The sequence below is a fragment of the Nonomuraea solani genome (assembly GCF_900108335.1).
Lineage (GTDB): Bacteria > Actinomycetota > Actinomycetes > Streptosporangiales > Streptosporangiaceae > Nonomuraea > Nonomuraea solani.
Genome location: NZ_FNVT01000004.1, coordinates 368591 through 390018, shown reverse-complemented (window position 1 = coordinate 390018; position 21428 = coordinate 368591). Strand labels below are relative to the sequence as shown.

The 21428-nt window shown below is 70.0% G+C and carries 23 protein-coding genes; 13 read left to right on the top strand and 10 right to left on the bottom strand.

What is annotated here, in order from left to right; all coding sequences use genetic code 11:
• Positions 1–225: 225 nt before the first annotated feature.
• Positions 226–519 (bottom strand): hypothetical protein, encoded by a 294-nt coding sequence (locus tag C4V41_RS17345; protein WP_146103688.1) that lies wholly within the window; start codon positions 517–519, stop codon positions 226–228.
• 46 nt (positions 520–565) lie between these two features.
• Positions 566–1075 carry a VOC family protein gene (locus tag C4V41_RS17340; RefSeq protein ID WP_103957336.1) on the bottom strand — a complete coding sequence of 170 codons (510 nt, stop codon included), beginning with the start codon at positions 1073–1075 and terminating at the stop codon, positions 566–568.
• A 62-nt stretch (positions 1076–1137) separates the two neighbouring features.
• Between C4V41_RS17340 and C4V41_RS17335 the strand changes: the two genes are divergently transcribed.
• The 7 genes from C4V41_RS17335 to C4V41_RS17305 all read left to right on the top strand — a co-directional run bounded on the left by C4V41_RS17335 (position 1138) and on the right by C4V41_RS17305 (position 8267).
• Positions 1138–1587: a MarR family winged helix-turn-helix transcriptional regulator gene (locus tag C4V41_RS17335; RefSeq protein ID WP_200824040.1), complete on the top strand. Its 450-nt coding sequence runs from the start codon at positions 1138–1140 to the stop codon at positions 1585–1587.
• Between the two features lie 65 nt (positions 1588–1652).
• On the top strand, positions 1653–1841 hold the full coding sequence (locus C4V41_RS17330) for a hypothetical protein (protein WP_103956912.1): 189 nt from the start codon (positions 1653–1655) through the stop codon (positions 1839–1841).
• A gap of 30 nt (positions 1842–1871) precedes the next feature.
• Positions 1872–3017: a xylose isomerase gene (xylA, locus tag C4V41_RS17325; RefSeq protein ID WP_103956911.1), complete on the top strand. Its 1146-nt coding sequence runs from the start codon at positions 1872–1874 to the stop codon at positions 3015–3017.
• Positions 3014–4450, top strand: coding sequence for a xylulokinase (locus tag C4V41_RS17320; protein ID WP_103956910.1), 1437 nt, complete (start codon positions 3014–3016; stop codon positions 4448–4450). Before xylA ends, C4V41_RS17320 begins: the two co-directional genes overlap by 4 nt.
• 306 nt (positions 4451–4756) lie before the next feature.
• Positions 4757–5425 (top strand): DUF998 domain-containing protein, encoded by a 669-nt coding sequence (locus tag C4V41_RS17315; RefSeq protein ID WP_103956909.1) that lies wholly within the window; start codon positions 4757–4759, stop codon positions 5423–5425.
• 56 nt (positions 5426–5481) lie between these two features.
• On the top strand, positions 5482–7896 hold the full coding sequence (locus C4V41_RS17310; RefSeq protein WP_103956908.1) for a sensor histidine kinase: 2415 nt from the start codon (positions 5482–5484) through the stop codon (positions 7894–7896).
• Positions 7893–8267, top strand: a complete 375-nt coding sequence (locus C4V41_RS17305) for a DUF742 domain-containing protein (RefSeq protein WP_103956907.1) — start codon at positions 7893–7895, stop codon at positions 8265–8267. Before C4V41_RS17310 ends, C4V41_RS17305 begins: the two co-directional genes overlap by 4 nt.
• Before the next feature lie 7 nt (positions 8268–8274).
• Here the strand turns inward: C4V41_RS17305 and C4V41_RS17300 are convergent, their stop codons facing one another.
• The 6 genes from C4V41_RS17300 to C4V41_RS17275 form a co-directional block, all read right to left on the bottom strand.
• Entirely contained in the window at positions 8275–8847 is a 573-nt protein-coding gene (locus tag C4V41_RS17300) for a GTP-binding protein (RefSeq protein WP_103956906.1), read from the bottom strand.
• Positions 8828–9190 (bottom strand): DUF742 domain-containing protein, encoded by a 363-nt coding sequence (locus C4V41_RS17295; RefSeq protein ID WP_103956905.1) that lies wholly within the window; start codon positions 9188–9190, stop codon positions 8828–8830. The genes C4V41_RS17300 and C4V41_RS17295 overlap by 20 nt, the downstream gene beginning before the upstream one ends.
• A complete protein-coding gene (locus tag C4V41_RS17290) occupies positions 9187–9594 on the bottom strand; it encodes a roadblock/LC7 domain-containing protein (protein ID WP_103956904.1) in 408 nt (135 codons plus the stop codon). Before C4V41_RS17290 ends, C4V41_RS17295 begins: the two co-directional genes overlap by 4 nt.
• 13 nt (positions 9595–9607) lie before the next feature.
• Positions 9608–11704 carry a sensor histidine kinase gene (locus C4V41_RS17285; RefSeq protein WP_160150310.1) on the bottom strand — a complete coding sequence of 699 codons (2097 nt, stop codon included), beginning with the start codon at positions 11702–11704 and terminating at the stop codon, positions 9608–9610.
• A 167-nt stretch (positions 11705–11871) separates the two neighbouring features.
• A complete protein-coding gene (locus C4V41_RS17280; RefSeq protein WP_103956902.1) occupies positions 11872–12732 on the bottom strand; it encodes a PrsW family intramembrane metalloprotease in 861 nt (286 codons plus the stop codon).
• Positions 12732–14309, bottom strand: a complete 1578-nt coding sequence (locus C4V41_RS17275; RefSeq protein ID WP_235030180.1) for an FAD-dependent oxidoreductase — start codon at positions 14307–14309, stop codon at positions 12732–12734. Before C4V41_RS17275 ends, C4V41_RS17280 begins: the two co-directional genes overlap by 1 nt.
• A 132-nt stretch (positions 14310–14441) precedes the next feature.
• On the opposite strand from C4V41_RS17275, the gene C4V41_RS17270 reads away from it, so the two are divergent.
• The 6 genes from C4V41_RS17270 to C4V41_RS17250 all read left to right on the top strand — a co-directional run bounded on the left by C4V41_RS17270 (position 14442) and on the right by C4V41_RS17250 (position 18210).
• Positions 14442–14642, top strand: a complete 201-nt coding sequence (locus C4V41_RS17270; protein ID WP_103956901.1) for a hypothetical protein — start codon at positions 14442–14444, stop codon at positions 14640–14642.
• A 10-nt stretch (positions 14643–14652) separates the two neighbouring features.
• On the top strand, positions 14653–16170 hold the full coding sequence (locus C4V41_RS17265; RefSeq protein ID WP_103956900.1) for a flotillin family protein: 1518 nt from the start codon (positions 14653–14655) through the stop codon (positions 16168–16170).
• 4 nt (positions 16171–16174) lie between these two features.
• Positions 16175–16420 (top strand): hypothetical protein, encoded by a 246-nt coding sequence (locus tag C4V41_RS64225; protein WP_235030179.1) that lies wholly within the window; start codon positions 16175–16177, stop codon positions 16418–16420.
• Positions 16381–16884, top strand: a complete 504-nt coding sequence (locus C4V41_RS17260) for an SPFH domain-containing protein (RefSeq protein WP_327537461.1) — start codon at positions 16381–16383, stop codon at positions 16882–16884. Before C4V41_RS64225 ends, C4V41_RS17260 begins: the two co-directional genes overlap by 40 nt.
• Positions 16885–16958: 74 nt before the next feature.
• Positions 16959–17633 carry a hypothetical protein gene (locus C4V41_RS17255; protein WP_146103687.1) on the top strand — a complete coding sequence of 225 codons (675 nt, stop codon included), beginning with the start codon at positions 16959–16961 and terminating at the stop codon, positions 17631–17633.
• A 97-nt stretch (positions 17634–17730) separates the two neighbouring features.
• Positions 17731–18210 (top strand): hypothetical protein, encoded by a 480-nt coding sequence (locus tag C4V41_RS17250; RefSeq protein WP_103956898.1) that lies wholly within the window; start codon positions 17731–17733, stop codon positions 18208–18210.
• Here the strand turns inward: C4V41_RS17250 and C4V41_RS17245 are convergent.
• On the bottom strand, positions 18207–19184 hold the full coding sequence (locus tag C4V41_RS17245) for a winged helix-turn-helix domain-containing protein (protein ID WP_103956897.1): 978 nt from the start codon (positions 19182–19184) through the stop codon (positions 18207–18209). The genes C4V41_RS17250 and C4V41_RS17245 overlap by 4 nt on opposite strands.
• A 76-nt stretch (positions 19185–19260) precedes the next feature.
• On the bottom strand, positions 19261–21297 hold the full coding sequence (locus tag C4V41_RS17240; protein WP_103956896.1) for a glycosyltransferase family protein: 2037 nt from the start codon (positions 21295–21297) through the stop codon (positions 19261–19263).
• Positions 21298–21428: the final 131 nt, after the last annotated feature.

Genomic DNA, 21428 nt, shown 5'->3' with positions numbered 1-21428 from the left:
CAGCCGTACTCCGGCTGAGGTCCCTTGGAAGGGCGGCGCGTCGCCGCCGCGTTGGCTGACCGGCTGTCCTCCGGCTGAGGTCCCTTGGAAGGGCGGCGCGTTGCTGCCCTGCGGGCCCGTGTCGCCGTACGGCGCCCTCGTTCCGTTCGCGAGGGGACCGCCCGAGCGCGCTTTTGTTCCAAAGGGACCTGTACCTCCGACCCACCTTCTCTTCCAAGAGGTGGGTCAGGGGCGGCGGTCGTCTTCGTCGGAGTCGATGTCGGAATCGACGTCGAAGTCCGAGGAGTGGTCGAAGGTCTGGTCGAGGGAGTTCATGACCCGCTCGAACGCGTCCCCCACCGGCCGGAAAAGCTGCGAGACCGCGTTGACCAGCGGACCGAAGATCTCGGTAGCCTCGGTCATGAGGTCGGGACTCTTGGTCTCGGGAGGCGCCCAGCGCATGGCGTCGGCGCTCAGCGTCTCCCACTCGTCGACGACGCCGTCGATGGCGTCGAGCACGTGATCGGGGTCACTAGGCATGACCGTTCTCCGGGGAAGTAGGAGGGGTCGATATGCCCACGGTACTTCAGACCGGGACGGACACGCCCACACCGCCCCTGGTCTGTGCCCCGAATCGCTCCTTTTCCGCAGGCAGGTCGAGCCGCCGGATGTTGCTGCGCCCGGCGAGGATCTCCTCGGTCAGCAGCGCGGCCGGCACCAGCCAGGACACCTCGAACTCCAGCCCGTCGGGGTCCTTCGCGTAAAGAGCCTTGGTCGTGCTGTGGTCGGAGGCGCCCACCAGCGCCCCCAGCTCGATCAGCTTGGCCTCGACCCGTTCGAGCTCCTCCAGAGTGTCCACCTCCCACGCCAGGTGGTAGAGGCCGACGGAGGTGCGGCCGGCCGGTGAGGGGGCCGCCTGGTCGCCGATCTCGAACAGGCCCAGGTCGTGGTCGTTGGACGAGCCGGCGGCCTGCAGGAAGGCGGCCCCCCGCATGCCCATGACGACCTCGAAGCCGAGGGCCTCCCGGTAGAAGGCGACGCTGCGTTCCACGTCACGGACGTAAAGGACCGCGTGGTTGAGCCGCTGGACCGGCATGATCTCGCCCCTTTCGACAGAGTTCTGAGCCAAGTATATGAGAGTTCAAGTAAATTGGGAGGGTGACCCGATGGCTGGATGAGGACGAACAGCGCGCCTGGCGGAACTTCCTGTCCGCGACCCAACTCATCAACGAGGCGCTCGACCGGCAACTGCAGCGGGACGCGAGCATGCCGCACACGTACTACATGATCCTCGTGGCGCTCTCCGAGGCGCCAGGACGCTCGATGCGGATGAGCGAGCTGGCCGCCAGGGCCCAGAGCTCCCAGAGCCGCCTGTCGCACGCCGTGGCGCGCCTGGAGGAGCGCGGGTGGGTGCGCCGCGAACGCTGCCCCGCCGACCGCCGCAGCTACTTCGCGGTGCTCACCGACGAGGGGTACGCCGCCATCGCCGCCGCCGCGCCCGGCCACGTCGAGGAGGTTCGCCGCAGTCTGTTCGACGTGCTCACTCCAGAACAGGTACGCAGTCTCGACGAGATTTGCTCGGCCGTCAGGAACACGCTGGAGGGCTAAGCGAGCGAAGTGTCGTGCGGAGGCCGTAGCGTTCTCCGGGTACCCGAACCAAGGAGAGATTGCCGATGCGCGACACCGAAGAGGCGCTGTTCCGGACGGTCCACGGCATAGCGAGGCGGTTCGCCGGTCAGCCCGTGCCCGTGGTGATGGAGGCGCTGCTGCGCCACCTGCCCAAGGCTCCCGGCCTCGAGGTGACGGAGATCAGGAAGATCGCCGAGGAGATCAGCGTGGGGCGTGATCCCTCGGGCTTGTGAACAACTGATCACCAGGGGAGCATCGAGGGCATGTACGAGCCAACCCCTGATGATCGATTCACATTCGGTCTGTGGACGGTCGGCTGGCAGGCGCGCGATCCGTTCGGGGACGCCGCTCGGGCGCCCCTCGACCCCGTTGAGAGCGTGCATCGACTGGCCGAGCTGGGGGCCTACGGCGTCACTTTCCACGACGACGACCTGCTCGCCGTCGAACCCGATCGTGACCGGGCGATCGCGGCCTTTCGGAAGGCGCTCGCCGAGACCGGGCTGAAAGTGCCCATGGCCACCACCAACCTGTTCACCCACCCCGTTTTCCGCGACGGCGCCTTCACCAGCAACGACCGCGACGTCCGCCGCTACGCGCTGCGCAAGGTCATGCGCAACCTCGACCTGGCCGCCTCGCTGGGCGCCACCACCTATGTGTGCTGGGGCGGCCGCGAGGGGGCCGAGTCCGACGCGGCCAAGGACGTACGCTCGGCGCTCGGCCGCTACAAAGAGGCCATCGACCTGCTCTGTGGCTACGTTCGCGAGCGCGACTACGGGATCCGCTTCGCCCTGGAGCCCAAGCCCAACGAGCCGCGCGGCGACATCCTGCTGCCCACGATCGGCCACGCGCTGGCGTTCATCGGCGAGCTGGAGCACCCCGAGATGGTGGGGCTCAACCCCGAGGTCGGTCACGAGCAGATGGCCGGGCTCAACTTCGTGCACGGCATCGCGCAGGCGCTCTGGCACGGCAAGTTGTTCCACATCGATCTCAACGGCCAGCACGGGCCCCGCTTCGACCAGGACCTGGTCTTCGGGCACGGCGACGTGATGAGCGCGTTCTTCCTGGTCGACCTGCTGGAGCGCGGCGGCTACGACGGCCCCCGCCACTTCGACTACAAGCCGTCGCGCACCGAGGACCCGTCGGACGTCTGGGTTTCGGCCGCCGCCAACATGCGGACATACCTGATCCTCCGGGAGCGCGCCCGGAACTTCCGCGACGACCCTGACGTACGCGAGGCGCTGCGTTCGTCCCGCGTCGACGAGCTGGGGCTGCCGACGCTCAACCGGGGCGAGACGCTGGCCGATCTCGCGGGCGACGACTTCGACCCGGAGGCGGCGGCCGCGCGCGGATACCATTTCACCCATCTGAACCAGCTTGCGCTGGAACACTTGTTAGGAGTTCGTGGGTGACGCTGGTCGCTGGGGTCGATTCCTCCACGCAGAGTTGCAAGGTCGTCATTCGAGACGCGGAGACGGGCGCGCTGGTGCGGCAGGGCCGCGCACCGCACCCCGATGGCACTGAGGTGCATCCGTCGCACTGGTGGAGCGCGTTGCTGCGCGCCATCGAGGAGGCCGGCGGGCTGGACGACGTGGCCGCCATCAGTGTGGGCGGGCAGCAGCACGGCATGGTCTGCCTGGACGAGTCCGGAAATGTCGTACGTGAGGCGCTGCTCTGGAACGACACCCGTTCCGCCCAGGCCGCCCTCGACCTGACCACCGAACTGGGCGGGCCCCAGGCGTGGGCCGACGCCGTCGGCTCGGTGCCGGTCGCCTCGTTCACGGTGACCAAGCTGCGCTGGCTGGCCGAGCACGAGCCGGACAACGCGCGGCGCACGGCGGCGGTGTGCCTGCCGCACGACTGGCTGTCGTGGCGGCTGGCGGGCGCGCTGGCCACGGGGCCGTTCGACGCGGCGGCCTGGCAGGATGCGCCCCCGCCGCCCCTCGACCGGCTCGCCACCGACCGGGGCGACGCCTCGGGCACGGGCTACTGGTCGCCGGCGACCGGCGCCTACCGTACCGACCTGCTCAAGGCCGCCTTCGGCGCGGTCCCGCTGCTGCCCAGAGTCCTGGGTCCGGCCGAGCACACGGGACCCATTGGAGGGCACGCGGGCGCCTCCGGCCAGGTGCTGATCGCGCCGGGCACGGGTGACAACATGGCCGCCGCGCTCGGCGTGGGCGCCCGCTCCGGCGACGTCGTGGTCTCCCTCGGGACGTCAGGCACCGTGTTCGCGGTCGCCGAGTCGCCCAGCGCCGACCCCACGGGCGCCGTCGCGGGGTTCGCCGACGCGACGGGCCGCTTCCTGCCCCTGGTGTGCACCCTCAACGCCGCCCGGGTCATGGACGCCGCCGCCCGCATCGCCGGGGTCGGCCTCGACGAGCTGAGCGACCTGGCCCTCCAGGCCCCCGCGGGCTCGGGCGGGCTCACGCTGGTCCCCTATTTGGAGGGCGAGCGCACCCCCAACCGCCCGACGGCGACGGGCTCGATCCACGGCCTCACCCTGGCCACCGCGACCCCGGCCCACCTGGCGCGGGCGGCCATCGAGGGCATGCTGTGCGGCCTCGCGGACGCGCTCGACGCGCTGGCGCTGCGGCCGGAGCGGGTGCTGCTGATCGGCGGCGCGGCCCGCTCGGAGGCGGTACGCAGGATCGCCCCGACGATCTTCGGGGTGCCGATCACGGTGCCGCCGCCGGCCGAATACGTCGCCAACGGCGCCGCCTACCAGGCCGCCACCCTGGTGACGACCCCGGACTGGCACGCGGAGGACACCCGGTCCTACGACGGCGAAGCGGTCCCCGAGATCCGCACCCGCTACGCGCGGGCGACCCGGCACATCCTGGACTGACGGGGGTCCCCCGACCGAAGACGCCGGTGCCCGTGGGTCGTAGCGGCGGTGCGCCGGTGAGGCGGGTGAGCGTGCCCCTGGAGGGCCGGTCACCCGCGTCGGTGGGTGGGGGCAGGTGGGCGGAGCCGTACAGGATGGGCGGGGGCAAGTGGGCGGAGCCGTACAGGATGGGCGGGCGCAGCCGTACAGGATTCTGGGAGAAGCCGGGCGAGGGGTTCGCGGGGAAGCCGGGTCAGGGACGGGTCAGGGGTGCCTCGGGGTAGGCGCCGGATGTGAGGGAGAGGGCCGCGGCGGGACAGTTGTCCCATGACCGCAGCCAAGAGGCTCATCCCCCTCGCCGCCTGTGCCTCGATCCTGTTCTCGGTGGTCGCCGTACTCGCCGGGCAGTTCGACCCCGGCCTCGACCCCCTGAACGTGACCATCAGCGAGTACGCCGTGTCCGACCACGGGGGCGTCACGGAGATCGCGATGGCCGTCCTCGGGCTCGGTTCGCTGGCGCTGCTGGCGGGCCTGCGATCGGCGGGGGCACCGATCAAGGGCATGCCCGAGCGGTTGCTGCTGGTCTGGTCAGGCGCACTCCTGGTGGCGGCGATCATCCCGACCACCCCCATGGGCCACGACCTCGACCTCGCGGCCCAGATTCACCGGTACGTCTCCGTCGCCGCCTTCGTGAGCCTCCCGGCCGCCGGCGCTCTGATGGTCCCCAGACTGGCCTCAGACGCCGCCTGGAAGCCTGTCGCGCGGGTGGTGGAGTGGGTGGCCCTGGCCGGGGGGTTCGGGCTGCTGGCGATCACCTACGTGGCCATGCCGGGCGACGGGGTGCTCATCGGGCTCGTGGAGCGGTTGCTGCTCGGCGCCGAGGTGGCCTTGCTGGCCGTACTGGCGGCGTGGCTGGTGCGCCTGACCTGGCGTCGGGAGGGCGCGAAGGCCCTAGATTTCCCGACATATCACAGATTTATCGCAAGTCGATCTTAAAACAACCCGTAAGGGTGCTATTCTCTCCCGCGATCTTCTATCCGGGAGCAGGTGTCATGGCATCGGGCAGATCCATCAGATTCAAGATCTCGACGCTGCTGGTCATCCCCTTGGTCTCCCTGATCGCGCTCTGGGGCTTCGCCGCGAGTACCACGTCGGGAGAGGCCCTCAACCTGCTCAAGGTCGAGACCATCTGGACGGGCGTCATCAACAACGCCGACGGCCTGGTGGGGAACCTGCAGACCGAGCGGCTGGCCTCGGCCGAGCTGATCGCGGGCACGACGCGGGACACCGACGCGCTCGCCAAGGCTCGGGCCAAGGTCGACAACAACAACAAGACCCTGCGTGCGCGGGCGGCCTCGGAAGACGTCCAGTCCGTGCTCACGCAGGACATGAAGACCCAGCTCCAGACCGTCTTCGCGATCATCGACCGGCTGCCGGACATCAGGCAGAAGGTGAACGAGCGGCGGCTCACCCCGGGCGGCCTCGTCACCGAGTACGCCAAGATCTCCGACGAGATCCACCTCCTGTACTCCCGCCTGACGGTGAGTACCGACCTGGAGCTGGCGCTCCAGGCTCAGGGCGTCATCGCCGCCAGTGAGGTACGCGAGCTGCTGGCCCGCGAGCACGCCCTGATCATCGCCTCGAACGGCCGGGCGAGCACGCAGGACATCAACCTGCTCGCCGGCATCGACAACACCAGGTCCTACCTCTTCCCCAAGGCCCTGGCCAACCTCGACACCGAGCTGCGGACGCCGTTCGAGAAGCTGTACTTCTCGCCCCGGTACGTCACCATGGAGAACCTGCTCGAAAACTACGTCAACGGCCAGCCGCTCGACCTGGACCTCTGGCGCAGCATCGCCGACCAGGTGCAGAAGGAGCTTCGCGAGGCCGTCTGGCGCACCGGCGACAAGCTGCTGGCCAGGATGGAGCCCGCGGGCATCACCATCGTGGTGCGGGCCGCCGTGGCCGGCCTGCTGGGCCTGATCGCGGTCGTGTTCTCCATCTTCATCTCGATCAAGGTCGGCCGCCGGCTCACCCGCGAGCTGGGCTCGCTGCGCCGCACCGCGCTGCACCTGGCCGAGATCAGGCTGCCCGACGTCGTGTCCAAGCTGCGCAAGGGCGAGATCGTCGACATCGCGACGGAGGCGCCACCGATCGACGTGGGGCGCCACCCGACCAGCGAGGTCGCCGACCTGGCCACCGCGTTCGACAGCGTGCAGAGCACGGCCGTGGACGCCGCCGTCGAGCAGGCCAGACTGCGCGAGGGCGTCTCCGAGGCGCTGCGCAACCTGGCCAGGAGGAGCCAGTCGCTGCTGCAGCGCCAGCTCAGGCTGCTCGACGAGATGCAGCGTCAGACGGAGGAGCCGGAGGCGCTGGAGCGCCTGTTCAAGCTCGACCACCTGACCACCCGCATGCGACGCCACGCTGAGGGCCTGGTGCTGCTCTCGGGCGGCGCGGCGGGCCGCAGGTGGCGCGGCGTCATCCCGATGGAGGACGTGCTGAGCGGCGCGGCCGCCCAGGTCGAGGAGTACACGCGGGTCCGGGTCTACCCGATGCCCGAGGCCGGCCTGTCCGGCTCGTCCGTGGCCGACCTCATGCACCTGTTCGCCGAGCTGATCGAGAACGCCACCGCCTTCTCCTCGCCCAGCAACGAGGTCTCCGTGCGCGGCGAGGGCGTCGGCAGGGGCTTCGCCGTCGAGATCGAGGACCGCGGGCTCGGCATGGACGAGGCGACCCGCAGGACCATCAACGAGCGCCTGGCCAGCCCGCCGGAGTTCGACCCGTCGCAGACGGAGCGGCTCGGGTTCGCGGTGGTCGGCATGCTCGCGGCCAGGCACGGCGTCAAGGTGACGCTCAAGCCCTCCCCGTACGGGGGCACCACCGCCATCGTGCTCGTGCCGGCCGCGCTGGTCGAGCCCATGGCGCCCACGACGGTGCAGCCGATCGAGTTCGAGTCCGTCTCCGTGTCGGTCGTCCGGCCGGAGACCACGGGGCCGGGTGAGCTGCCGCGCCGGGTCCGTACCAGCAGGCGGGCCACCAACGGCGCCGAGCTGCCGCAGCAGGTGCCGCCGCTGCAGGCGCAGGACGAGGTCGAGCCGCTCCGCCGCGAGCGCCCCACCGGCCTGCCGCAGCGCGACCGCTCGGCGGGCCTGCCGCAGCGTGAGAGGCCGCCCACGGAGCTGCCGCAGCGCGACCGGACCACAGGGCTGCCGCAACGCGAGCGGCAGCCCACGGGGGAGCAGCCGGTCACCGGACTTCCGCAGCGCGACCGGTCCGGCGGCGGCGCGGGGCTGCCGCGGCGGGAGCGGCAGACCAGCCTGCCGCAGCGGCTCAGGGAGGCGCCCGCGCCCATGCCGGAGCCCGAGGAGCGTTCGCCTGAGGAGGCCAGGGCCCTGCTCTCCTCGCTCCAGTCCGGCTGGCAGCGCGGACGGCAGGAATGCGACCAGGATGGGGGATCTGAATCGTGAGTCGCGAGCACGAGTGGGTTGACGAGGAGGCTGGGCCCGTCGTGCGGCCGTACGCGGTCGCGCGTGGTCGCACCAGGTCGGCCTCCTCGGAGGTCGACCTGCTGGCGTCCGTCGTCGCGACGGGCTCGCCCGCCCCGGCCAACGCCGAGCTCAGCGCTCAGCACCGCCGGCTGATGACCTGCGTGGCGGGACAGAACAGGCCCGTCGTCGAGATCGCCTCGGATCTGGGCCTGCCTGTCGGCGTCGTGCGCGTGCTGCTGGGAGACCTGCTCCAGTACGGCCTGGTCACGGTGCGCCCGCCCCGCGACAAGGCCGCCACCCCGTCGGAGAGCCTGCTCCGCGAGGTGATCAACGGTCTCCGGGCGCTTTAGCCCCGCTCTAGTTGGCTGAGGCGAGCGTCCTCAGAGAGTGCTCGACCAGCGCGACCATGACCTCCTTGGCCGAGGTCCGCCGGCGTACGTCGCAGAGCATGATCGGGACGTCCTCGTCGAGGTCGAGCGCGATGCGCACGTCGTCGATGCTGTGCTGGTCGGCACCGTCGAAGCAGTTGACGGCCACCACGAACGGCGTGCCGCGCTGCTCGAAGTAGTCGATGGACGGGAAGCAGTCGGTGAGCCGCCGGGTGTCGGCGATCACGACCGCGCCCAGCGCGCCGTAGGACAGTTCATCCCACATGAACCAGAAGCGCTCCTGCCCGGGAGTCCCGAACAGGTACACGACCAGCCCTTCGCGGATCGTGATACGACCGAAGTCCATCGCCACGGTCGTGGTGTTCTTGGTCTCGACACCGTCGAGGTCGTCGATGCCGATGCCGCGGTCGGAGAGCACCTCTTCCGTGCGCAGTGGCTTGATCTCACTGATCGACCCGACCAAGGTGGTCTTGCCGACGCCGAACCCCCCTGCGATCAAGATCTTGAGCGCGACGGGGTCCTCAGAGAGCACGGAGTCCATTGATCACTTCCTTGAGAATGCGCTCATTCGAGCGCGACCCTCCAGCCGAGGGCGACGTCACCGAAATGAGGCCGTTGTCACGCATGTCACCGAGTAATACCCGCATGACGCCTACGGGCAGATCGAGCTCGACGGCCAGGTCGGCCAGCGAGATCGGAGCGCGAGCCGCCCGCAGGATGAGTTGCTGTTCAGGACCGAGCTCACCAGGCGGGTCGCCGATGGCACGCACGGTCGCCACGAGATCGAACGCGTCTCCAGAGGAGCGCGTCCGTCCGCGGATGAGAGCATAAGGCCGGACAATGGGTCCCGCCTCCTCATCGAACCACTGCGGGCTATCGCTCATGACGCTCCAGCGCGCGGGTTCGTGGTGATGTGCTGGCCCACCCGCTTGACCAGCATCGCCATTTCGTAAGCGATATGGCCCACGTCCACGTTCGCGTCGGCGATCACGGCCAGGCACGTTCCCTGGCCCGCCGCGGTCACGAACAGGAACGCCGACTCCATCTCCACGATGGTCTGGCGCACGTCGCCGCCGCCGAAATGACGTCCGGTGCCGCGAGCCAGGCTCTGGAACCCGGCCGCCACCGCCGACAGATGCTCGGCGTCCTCGCGGGTCAGCTCCTTCGAGTATCCGACGGCCAGGCCGTCGGTCGACAGGATGACCGCCTGGCGCACTGCCGCGACCCTGGTCGCCAGGTCGTCCAGCAGCCAGTTCAGTTCACCGGTGTTGGTGGTCGGCACACTCATGCATCCCCCTTACTCATGGCCCCTCCTCAGAGGCTTCTTCTCGGGCGCGTTGGGTTCCCCTCTGGAACGCGGAGAACAGGTCGCGTACCTCGTCGGGAGAGCGTTCGGCCGGCGGCTCCGGCTCAGGATCAGGCGGTGATTCCTGGAGCTGAGGCGCCAGATTGCTCTGGCGTACCCTTCTCGGCAACCCGGCGTGGGTGCCCGAGGTCACGACCGCGAGCGCCTTCTTTCTCGTACGGCTCGGCAGGTCGGCCTTGCCGTCGCCGCCACCCGCCTCCAGCGCCGTCTGCTCGGTCACCATCGAGCGCGGCACCAGCACGATGGCCGTCGTGCCGCCGAACGGCGAGCGGCGCAGCAGGACCTTGATCCCGTACCGCTCGGCGAGCCTGGCGACCACGAACAGGCCGAGCTGGTCGCTGTCGGCCAGGTCGAACTCGGGAGGGTTGGTCAGCAGCGCGTTGAGCCGCGCGTACTCCTCGGGCGTCAGCCCGAGGCCCCTGTCCTCCACCTCGATGGCGTAGCCGTTGCTCACCAGGTCGCCGCGCACCTGGACGCCGGTGTCCGGCGGCGAGTAGATGGTGGCGTTCTCGACCAGCTCGGCGACGAGGTGGGTGAGGTCGGCCGCGGCGGTCCCGTCGAACGCGCTGACCGGCATCGCCCCGACCGAGACCCTGGTGTAGTCCTCGACCTCGGCGACGGCGGCCCGGACGATGTCGATCACCGGCACCGGCTTGCGCCAGGCCCGTCCCGGCGCGGCGCCGGACAGGACCATGAGGCTCTCGGCGTGCCGCCGCATGCGCGTGGTCAGGTGGTCGAGGCGGAAGAGCTCCTCCAGCCGGTCCGGGTCATGCGTACGCCGCTGCATGCCGTCCAGCAGCGCGAGCTGGCGGTGCAGCAGGCCCTGCTTGCGCCGGGCGAGGTTGAGGAAGACCTGGCCGACGCCCTGCCGCAGCGCGGCCTGGCCGACCGCCGCGCGCACGGCGGTGCGCTGCACGGAACCGAAGGCCCTGGCCACGTCGGTGATCTCCGCGGAACCGCTCACCTTGATGGGCTTGGCCTCCTTCCGTACGTCGACGTCCTCGCCGTTGCGCAGCCGCGCCACGATGTCGGGCAGCCTTCGCTGAGACAGCTCGACGGCGGCGGCACGCAGCCCGGCCAGCTCTCCGGCCAGACGACGACCGAAGCGTACAGAGATGATGATCGACGCGAGCACCGCGATCAAGCCGAGACCGCCCGCGAGGACGATCTTGATGACGGTGGCCGTGGCGGCCTCGGAGGTGCGGGAGGCGAGGGTGTCGGAGGCGGTGAGGCCGATCTTGTCGAGGCGGGCGGTGAGCTTCTCCACGGCGTCGTGCCAGGCCGCGGCGGCGGGGGGCGGCGTGCCGGTCTTGATGATCCGCGCTTCCATGGTGGCGAAGGTCAGGAACGGCTCGGTGGCGAAGACCTGCTCGTACGGCCTGCGCAACGACACGTCGAGCCCCGCGAGGCCGCGCGCGTGCAGGAACTTCCTGGAGGCCGCGTACTCGGTGAAGGCCGCCGTCTCCGGCTCGGTGAGCCGCTTGTCGGCCAGCGCGCCGATGACGAGGGCGTGCTCCCTGGCGATGTACTCCCTGGCCATGCCCATGCCCTGCAGCGACGAAGCCTGCTGGAAGATCGCCAGGTCGGAGACCGAGACCATGTGGTCGTAGAGCGCGAAGATCCCGTCGAGGATGCGGTTGTACTCGTTGAGCCCGGCCAGCCGGGAGCTGATCCCGCCGTCGATGTCCGACCTGATCGAGCCGAGCCGGTCGAGCGCGGCGTTCAGGGTCTGCACCGACAGGCGGAGGTCGTCGCCGACGGAGTCGCCGGCCTCGGTCACGGCCCGCTTGAAGTCGGCGACCGCCCTGTCGGTGCGGGCCCGCTGGCCACCGAGCACCTCGGTGAGCTCACGCGTAGTGAGCGCCTCCGCGGAGCGCACTCTTTCGGCCTGCAACTGTAAGCCCAGGTCGGTGGAGGTGACGCCGATGGTCTGATAGAGCGTGTTGGCCCGGAGTAGTGACTGCGCGTCGCCCATGGTCAGGTTGAGGACGAAACCCCAGAGCGCGCTCAGAGACAGGAGGGGTAGCAGCAACAATAAGAAGATCTTGAACCGAATTGACCGGTTTCGCGAGCCCATGTCCCAACCTCGAGTCGGGGGCATTTCCACACCTTGTGTAAATACACCTCCGGAAGATCGCACAGGAGACTAGCACCGTTTATGCTTCCGGCGCAGTGGGAGGAACACGTTCATTACCGTGATTATTGGGACAAGATCTCCCGATCCCGGCGGGCCGCATCGTCCATCCTCCGCAGCCAAGCCAGCGCGACCAGCGAGATCACCACGAGTCCCGCCCAGTTCAGCGCCGTGTAAAGGTGCACCTGCCGCTCGGTCACATCGGGCACCAGGCCGATCCGAAGCTGCTCGAACTGCCACGGACGTCCGGTCAGCACGAGGGTGATGGCGATGGCGATGCCGCTCATCGAGTCCCACAGCGCGTGCAGCAGCGAGACGCCCAGGTAGCTCAGCACGACGCGGCCCGTGAGCCGCCCGCCCGCGGCGAACAGCGCGCCACCCGCGATCGCGGTCCACAGGCCGTGCCCGACCGGGGTCAGGATGCCGCGCAGCACCTCGGTCTCGACGAGCTGGGTCAGCGACAGGCCGTCGGAGGTGAACAGGGCGTTGAAGGCGTAGCCGGCGCTCTCGAAGGCGGCGAAGCCGAAGCCGACGGTCGCGCCCAGCACCAGGCCGTCCCTGGTCGAGCGCCTGGTCATGCGGCGGGTGACGAACATCAGGGCGGCGAGCTTGACGCCCTCCTCGATCAGGCCGACCAGGACGTACATGGTGATCGACGGCCGCAGCAGCCAGCTCTCCAGCAGCGAGGCGCCGAGCACGCCCAGCACGCCGCCCACGAGGAACGCGGCGAACAGCAGCTCGACCGTCACCTCCGGCGAGCGGCCGCGCCCGTAGGCCCAGATCACGAACGTCACCGGCACCAGGAAGCTGCCGAACAGCACCACGGTCGGCACCAGGTTGGAGTTCCCGGTCACCGCCGTGACCACGACGGTGGCCAGCCACAGCACGAGCCCGGTCAGGAAGACCCGCAGCCACAGTCTCTTCATCACGTCGGCTCCTCCACGGCTCGAACGGACGTCGGCTCCTCCACGGCTCGGACGGACGTCAGCTCCGCAACGGCCCGGACGGCGGCCGGGCCCGCGGCGTCGGCGCGCGCGGCGGGCATGGAGTCGGAGCCGGCGATCGCGATCCTGCCGAACCGGCCGCGCGCCGCGTCGGCGGGGAACGGCCCGTCGGGGTAGAACGCGTGCCAGGGCCGACAGTACTCGGGCGCGACGGCGTGGCCCCACCGGTTGACGGTGATCGCCTCGATGTCGCCGGCCGGGTCGAAGCCCATCGGGCCGAGCAGCCGGGCGAGCTGGTCGCGCACGGTCCTTTCGAGCACGCCGTACGGCGTCCTGAGCAGTTCACGCCGGCCCGCCGCCGAGCCCGCGTCGGGTCCCAGCTCGGAACGGCACGGCGTGGCCAGCAGGTGCACCTCGGCCGGGGGCGCCAGCTCGGCAGCGGACCAGTAGGCGTCGGTCCAGCGCACCCGGTCCACGCCGAGCCGGTGCCAGGCGCGCGGGTCGCGTACGCGCACGGTGGCGTGCAGCAGCGGCACCCGTACGGCCCGGCGCAGCGCCCGCCGCCGCTCGGCCGGCAGGTCGGGCACCAGGTACGGCACCATCGCGCTCCAGCACGCCAGGATCACCGCCCCCGCCTCGACGGTGAGCACCCGATGCCCGTCGAAGTACCCCACGGTGGCCGCCCCCGCCCCGTCCCGTACGGACACCACCGGACTCGACAACCGCAACCGCGCCCGCCCGTCCAGGGAGGGGGCGGGCTGGGGCGGATCGCCGCCGTGCCACCGGCGTCGCACGGTGGGCGAGTTGAACCGGGACGGCTCCGCCCGATCGAGCCCGAGCCCGCCGAACCCCGGATACCCGGTGCCCCAGGCGTCGATCGCGCCGAACGCCCGGGTGTCGTAGGCCCACTCCCGGCACGACATCGTCCGGCAGAACCGTTCGGCGTCGGGATGGACCCCGCACACCTCCCGCAGGAACTGCGAGTAGGTCAGCTCCGCCAGCCGCTCCTGCTTGCCCGCCGGCGAGAGCGCCGGGAACCAGTCGGGCGGATCGTGGTGCAGCATGCGCAGGTCCCGCCGGGCGGACCTGGCGATCGGCAGCCGGTCGATCCAGCCGGGCGCGGAGAGCCGGACGAGCGTGTCCCCCACCACGACACCCTCGGCCCCGCCCTGTCTCCCGAAGCTCTTCGGACCCCCGACCTCGTCGTGGCTGTCGAGCACCAGCACGCGCGCATGCGGATCGCGCCGCAGCCACTCCCGCGCCGCGCTCATCCCGCCGCGCCCGGCCCCGACCACCACGAGGTCGTAGGACTCCCCGGTGGGCTCGGGCGGGCCCGCGTACTCCCAGAAGCGGCCGTCCCGCAGCGCGTGCGGCACGCTGAGCGCCTCACTCGTATCTCCGCGCAGTGTGAAGGGCCGGGGCGGCGCGGCGGTGTCCTGGAGCGTCTCAGCCGCCCCGCCCGCCACGAAGCCGCTCAAAGCGCTCACCGCGACGCCGTCGAAAAGGTCCCTGCGGGAAATCGGCCGGTGCATCCCCAGATCGTGCGGAGTCAGGCTCATGGCGCGATCATCAGCAGGCCCGCGGAAAGGCCGCGCAGTGACGCGCAGCGCTTCGAGAAACATTTTGCGCGGCCTATTACCGCGAATGCCCCTTTGGAGTAGCGTCCGGAATATCACGACGGGGGGAGTCCGGTGGTCGGCAAGCAGGGCAGGGTCACGGGGAAGATCGGCCCAGGGCTCGTCGGCGAGGTCATGATCCCTGTCAGGGGCGGTGTGGAGGCGTTCTACGCCCATCCCAGCGTGACCGGCGAGGAGTTCCCCCTCGGCTCCATCGTGGTCGTCGTCGAGTATTTCCCCCCTCGCACCGTCTACGTGGCAGCAGCACTCGTCTAGGGAGGCCCCGATGTCGCCCCAGTTCTACATCCTGGCCGGCGGCGTGGTCGTCGCGGTCGTCGTGCTCATCCTGCTGTTCAAGGCCGTCTGGCGGGTCGCGGAGCCCAACGAGGCCCTCATCATCTCCGGTCTCGGCGCCCGCCGGCGCGGCGAGGGCGGCTCCGACAGTCTCGGCTTCAAGATCATCACAGGCAAGGGCGCGGCGGTGCTGCCGGGCTTCCAGACGGCCAGGCGGCTGCGGCTGGACACCAGGGCGGCCAACCTCAAGGTCTCCTGCGTCACCCAGCAGGGCATCCCGGTGCACATCCGCGGCGTGGTGATCTACAAGGTGGGCGACGACCTCGCCTCGATCGCCAACGCCGCCCGCCGCTTCCTCGACCAGCAGGACTTCATGACGAGCGCGATCCACGAGCTGTTCACCGGCCACCTGCGCTCGATCATCGGCAACCTCACCATCGAGGACCTCATACTCAACCGCGAGCGCCTCACCAGCGAGACCAGGGCCTCGGCCGCCGACGAGATGAGCAAGCTGGGCCTCATCGTGGACTCGCTGCAGATCCAGGAGATCGACGACGAGACCGGCTACATCGTCAACCTGGGCAAGCCGCACGCCGCCCGGGTCGCCGCCACCGCCCGCATCGCCCAGGCCCAGCGCGACCAGGAGGCCACCGAGGCCGAGCAGATCGCCGTGGCGAACATGGCCGCCGCCCGCCGCGACTCCCGCATCAAAGAGGCCTCCTACCAGGCCGAGATCGACCGGGCCCAGGCCACCGCCCGCCAGGCGGGGCCGCTGTCGGACGCGACCGCCCGCCAGGAGGTGGTGGTCCAGGAGACCAGGGCCGCCGAGCTGGAGGCCCAGCTCTCCGAGCAGCGGCTCCAGTCGCAGGTACGCAAGCCCGCCGACGCCAAGGCGTACGAGACCGTCACGCTCTCCCAGGCCGAGCGCGACGCCCGCATCGCCCAGGCGGAGGCCGAGGCCAGGGAGACCGAGCTGCGCGCGGCCGCGCAGGCGTCCCAGGTCAAGCTGGCCGCCGCCGCGGACGCCGAGTCCGTACGCCTGCGCGGCGAGGCCGCCGGCACCGCCACGAAGATCGCCGGCGAGGCCGACGCCCAGGCCGCCCAGGCCCGTGGGCTGGCCCACGCCGAGGCGGCCAAGGCACTGGGCCTGGCCGAGGCGGCGGCGTCGCAGGCCAAGGGCCTGGCGGAGGCGCAGGCGATCAGGGCCAGGGCCGAGGCGCTCAAGGAGAACCAGGAGGCGGTCATCGCCCAGCAGCTCGCCGAGCGCTGGCCCGAGGTCGTCGAAGCGGGCGCGAAGGCGTTCGGCAACGTGGACCACATGGTCGTGCTCAACGGCGCCCAGGGCGTCGAGGAACTGCTGGCCAAGGCGCTCACACTCGGCGGCGCCGGCATGGGCCTGGCCCGGGCCCTGCTGAACGGCGCGACGCCCAACGGAAGCGTGACCTCCAACGGGGCGGCCGCCCCAGACGGGGGCACCGCTGGGACCGATCGCGACATGCCGGGCAAGTGATCGCATGGACCTGCTGCTCGCCGGGATCATCGCCGCGATGGCGCTCGTCTCCATCGTCCTGTTCAAGCTCGTCTGGCGGGTCGCCGAGCCCAACGAGGCGATCCTCATCTCCGGTCTCGGCGCACGGGGCAGGGAGACGCTCGGCTTCAAGATCGTGACCGGCAAGGGCGCGCTCGTCGTGCCCTTCTTCCAGACCGCCCGCCGCATGCCCTGCGCTCGATCATCGGCAACCTCACGGTCGAGGACCTGATCATCAACCGCGACGCCCTCACCAACGAGATCCGCACGTCGTCGGCCGACGAGATGAGCAAGCTCGGCCTGAACGTCGACTCCCTGCAGATCCAGGAGATCGAGGACGCCACCGGCTACATCACCAACCTGGGCCGCCCGCACGCCGCCGCCGTCGCCGCGCTGGCCAGGATCGCCGAGGCCCAGCGCGACCAGGAGGCCAACGCCGCCGAGCAGGAAGCGGTCGTTGCCCAGCAGCTCGCCGAGCGCTGGCCGGAAATCGTCGAGGCCGGCGCGAAGGCGTTCGGCAATGTGGATCACATGGTGGTGCTGAACGGCGCCCAGGGCGTGGAGGAAATGCTGGCCAAGGCACTCACGCTCGGCGGCGCCGGACCGGGCCTGGCCAAGGCACTGCTCAACGGCGAAACACCATCGAAGACCACCGAATCGGAAATCATTCCTGAAGCCCCTGAATTGCGTGAATAGCGACGTTACCCGGCTCCTCGGTCTCCTTTTCCTCTAGCGTTTGAACAATGTCGCCAGAGTGAATTGGAGAATCCATGCTAAAGGCAATTTCGGGGGTATTCCTCAGCATGGTGGCCGTCGCGGGCTGCTCGTCGGGCGCAGAGGCTCCGAAGCCCGTCGCGTCCTCGCCCGCGTCGGCGTCGGCCGCCGAGTCGGCCAAACTGCGGGAGGCCCTGCTGCCGGTGCCGCAGGGCATGACCGTCGCGTACGGGCCGGAAATGGGGGCGTTCGGCACGCTCAAGTCCACCCAGCAGGGCCTGGAGGCCGTCCGCCAGGCGAAGCTGCAGCGTCCCGAGTGCGCCGGGGCCGCCCAGCTCGACGCCGCCAAGCCCGAGGTCGCCCAGTCGCCCGCCGCGGTGATCGCCTTCTCGGCGGAGCGCGGCTCGATCACCCAGGCGGTGGTCGAGATGCCGTCGCAGGCCTTCCCGGCGCCGCTGCCCCAGCAGTGCACCGCGTACACGGCCGATGTCGCCGGCACGAAGGTCACCTACAAGACGCGCATGCTGAAGATGCCGACCAAGGGCGACCAGTCGCGGGCCTACCTGACCTCGGCGTCGGGCAACAAGCGAAACGCGGAGATCGGCTCGGTCATGATCAGGCGGGGCACCCTGATCATGTCGATGCTCGTGGTCGGGCAGCAGGTCAAGCCCCAGGGCCTGTACGAGCTGGCCCGCCTCGCCGACCAGAACCTGGCACGGGTGAAGGCGTAACGGGGAGATCGGTTCGGTTTCTTTTGAAGTGTGGGGGCGGCCTCCGCATCCCTTGTTAGCGTCCTGATCCGTTGATCACCTACTAACAGGGGGAACCATGATCATTCGCCGAGCCGCCGCCCTCCTTGCGGGCTGCGCCGCGAGCCTCGCGCTGGCCGTCCCCGCCCAGGCCACCACGGCCCAGGCCACGGTCGACCTGGTGCGCTACTACAACTCGCCCGCCTCCAAGCACTACAGCACCACCGGCCAGGTGCCCGGGGGCTACAAGAGGGAGGGCGCGGTGACGATCTCCGCCCAGCCCGGGCCCGGCACCATCCCCATTTACGGCTGCATGGCCGGTGGGGCCAAGAACGACCAGTACATCAGCCTGCACCGCAACTGTGAGGGCGCGCAGAACACCTTCATCAAGCTGGAGGGCTACCTGTACGCCAACCCCACGGGCCGCTTCACCCGGCCGATCTACCGCTGCTACTGGGCGAAGGCGCAGAGCCACTTCTACTCGATCAGGGCCGACTGCGAGAACACCGCCACCACCAAGGTGACGGCCGAGGGCCGGATGGGTTACGTCCTGGGCTAGAAGGCGAACAGGCTCACCAAGACGGCGGCGCGATCGGTGCGGTGGACGTAGATCTCCCGGCCTTCGCGCCGCCGTGAGATGAGCCCCGCCGACTCCAGGCGGTTGCAGTGGTAGGTCACCACGTTGGGGGCGTACTTGACGCGCCTGGCCAGCGCGCCCATCGTCAGGGGCCGCTCCAGGCTCGTCAGGATGGCCGAGCGCACGTCCCCGACGAGGAAGCCGAGACGATCGTCGCCGTCCGTCACGGGGGCGGGCGGCGCGCCGTCGATCAGGCCGGGCAGCGGGTAGCCGATCCAGACGGCGTCCGGGCCGTCGAGCCGGGTGATGAGCGCGTTCGGACCCGACAACATCGGCATCAGGACCAGCCCGCGCGAGCCGATGCTGAACCGGTCGGGCTCGAAGTCGGGGAAGCTGAGCGTGCCGTCCTCGAAGACGCAGCCGTTGTGCAGGCCGTTGAGCACCACGTCGAGCGACCTGCGGGCGGCGGCCACCGCCACCCGCTCCACCTCGCGGTCGAGCAGCGGGCGGGCCCGCTCCCACACCGGGCGCATCGCCTTCCACGCCTCGTCGACGAGGTCGGCGTAGCCGTGCAGCCAGCGGTTCGGGTGCTTCATGGCGGGATGCCAGTGGGGCGGCGGCCGCCCGTCGGTGATCGTCTCGACCTCGGAGAGTAGCGCGTCGGGGGGCAGGTCGCGCAGCATCTCCAACTGCGTCGGCACGTCCAGGTCCTGTGTGAACTCGCCGGGCAGCACCAGGTCGGGCAGCACGCTGAACCCGGGCGTCGCCAGCGAGCGCAGCACCATCTCGTCGGGCACGCCGGCGGCCGAGCGCACCAGTCGCCGCCACGCCTCGGGAGCACCCCGGGTCCGCCCCGACAGCGCGTCCGTGATCAGCGCGAGCATCGACAGGCCCGGCGTCAGCGTCACCGACACCGGAACGCGATCAAGCCGCTCGATGACCAGGCTCGTGTGCATTCTCGCCGGCCCCTACACCATTTGCGCCACTTTGGTACCAGGACACCATATCCATGGCAGGGGTGGCGGTGTGTGATCAGATGAGCACGTGGTCGTCCGGGCGGCCGACGAAGGAGAACTGGGCGTTCCTCGTCAGCTTGATGTGGTCGGCCTGCCAGGTGTGCATCGAGGTGTCGGCGCTGCGCCAGTAGACGAAGTTGAAGCGGTCGGCCGAGTAGATCTTGACGGAGTCTTCCCGCAGGCGGCGTACGAGGTGGGTGTCCTCGCCCCGGGTGAGGTCGGGGAAGCCGTACGAGCGGAACAGGCCGGCCTTGCCGAGGAACGTGCCCCCCTGGACCAGCCACGAGTAGCGGTGCTCCAGGCCCGGCAGGCGGAGCATCGTGGTGTTGCCGCCCTCGAAGTAGGCGTAGTGGGCGCCCTTGCCGACCATCTCCGCGTCCGAGTAGTCGAACGCGCGGACCAGGTCCGACAGGTAGTGCTCGCCGTACAGGTTGTCGTCGTCCATCTTGGCGATCAGCTCGCCCTCGGCGGCGGCGATGCCCAGGTTCATGCACGCCCCGAGCGACAACGAGGCGTCGGCGGGCAGCACCACGACGTCCGAGATGCCCGCCATGCGCGCCTTGTCGGCCACCACGACCGGGTCGATGTCCAGGCCGTGCAGCACCATGACGAGCTGCAGCGGCCGGTGCAGCTGCTTGGCGACCGACGAGATCGCGTGCTCGATCTGGGAGGCGCGGTTGGTGGGCAGCACGACCGAGATCGAGCGCGTCCTGGGCGTCACGTGGTGCCCGAGGTCCTGCAGGATCTGGTCCACGCGGTGCGAGAACAGGTGCTTGTCGAACACCTCGCGCATCGCCAGGTGGCCCATCCTGGCCCGCAGCTCGGGGCTGTTGATCAGGTGCAGGACCTGGTTGTACGACTCGATCGGCTCACGCGCGATGGGAATGAGCTCCCCGAACGTCTCCTCGATCGCCCGCGACCACCCCGTCACGACGGGGGTCGAGCAGGCCGACAGCTCGAAGACGCGCCTGGCGCACATGGTCGGCGAGTCGAGCACGGAGTTGACGTTGAGGAAGACCTTGTACATCCGGTACGCGGCCAGCATCTGGTCATAGGGCAGCTCGCCCACGATGTGCGGCCGGTACTTGTCCGGCCACGCGTACTTCTCGTCCACCTCGCCGTTGCGCGCGAAGATGTGCAGGCCCAGCTCCCTGACCGGGTCGAGCACGGTCTCCATCTGCTCGGCGCGCTCGGGATGCTTGTTGCGGAAGTACATGCCGGCGAAGACGACGTCGTGCAGGCGGCCCTTGTTCTGCTGGATCGGGTTGTGCACGCGGGGCTGGGCGGCGAACTGCAGCACGTCCACCCGGTCGTGTCCCAAAATTTCCCGATATTTCGGGAGCATGTCACCGTCGCAGGTGAACACGTAGTCGAACAGCTTGGCCGTGTCGATGAAGAAGTCGAAGTTCGGCGGGTCCTCCTTGTTCCAGAAGACCGTCGGGATGCCCTCCTGCCTGCACCAGGCCACCAGCTCGCGCAACGGCTCCTTGGGGGCGTTGGTGCCGGTCATCTGGTAGCGCCAGCGGCCCTGGTTGCCGTGCCAGGCCGACTCGCAGAACAGCAGGTCGGGCCGCTTCTCCGCGAAGATCTCCGGCCAGTCCTTGAGCCCGAACTCGATCTGGTCCCACTCGTAGCGGAAGGCGGCCCTGGAGAAGTCGTCGAGGATCACCGCGACCTTCAGGTCCGGCCGGTTGACCGGGCCCTTGGGCCACTTCACGGCCGGCACCTCGACCAGCGGCGGCCGGTGGGCGGCCGCCTCGATGGCCTCCGCGACCGGGATCGGCGGCTTCGGCGCCCGCTCCTTCGAGCGGACCGCCTCGACGATCTTCCCCGGGCTCTTCGAGCCCAGGGCCTCGCCCAGCTTGAACGTCCGCTTGGCCTGCGTGGCCTCCAGCTTCCAGCCCGCGTACGCGGCCTTCGCCTCGGCGATCTCCAGCCGCCTGCGCAGCTCCCGCAGCTCCGACTCGTACCGCTCGACGAGCTTGCGCTCTTCGGGCAGCCAGTTGACGGGGCCGAGTCGCTGGAACGTGGGCTCTTCTGGGGTTTCGGCCATGGTGGGGTGCCTATCGCTCGGGGAGACCGATGAGAGACCTGCTCAATGGGATCGCCGCCCCATTGGTTGAGGCACGTGGCGGCGATCCGATCGGCGGATTTCTCATCGGCGTCATGCTACGGCGGATTTTG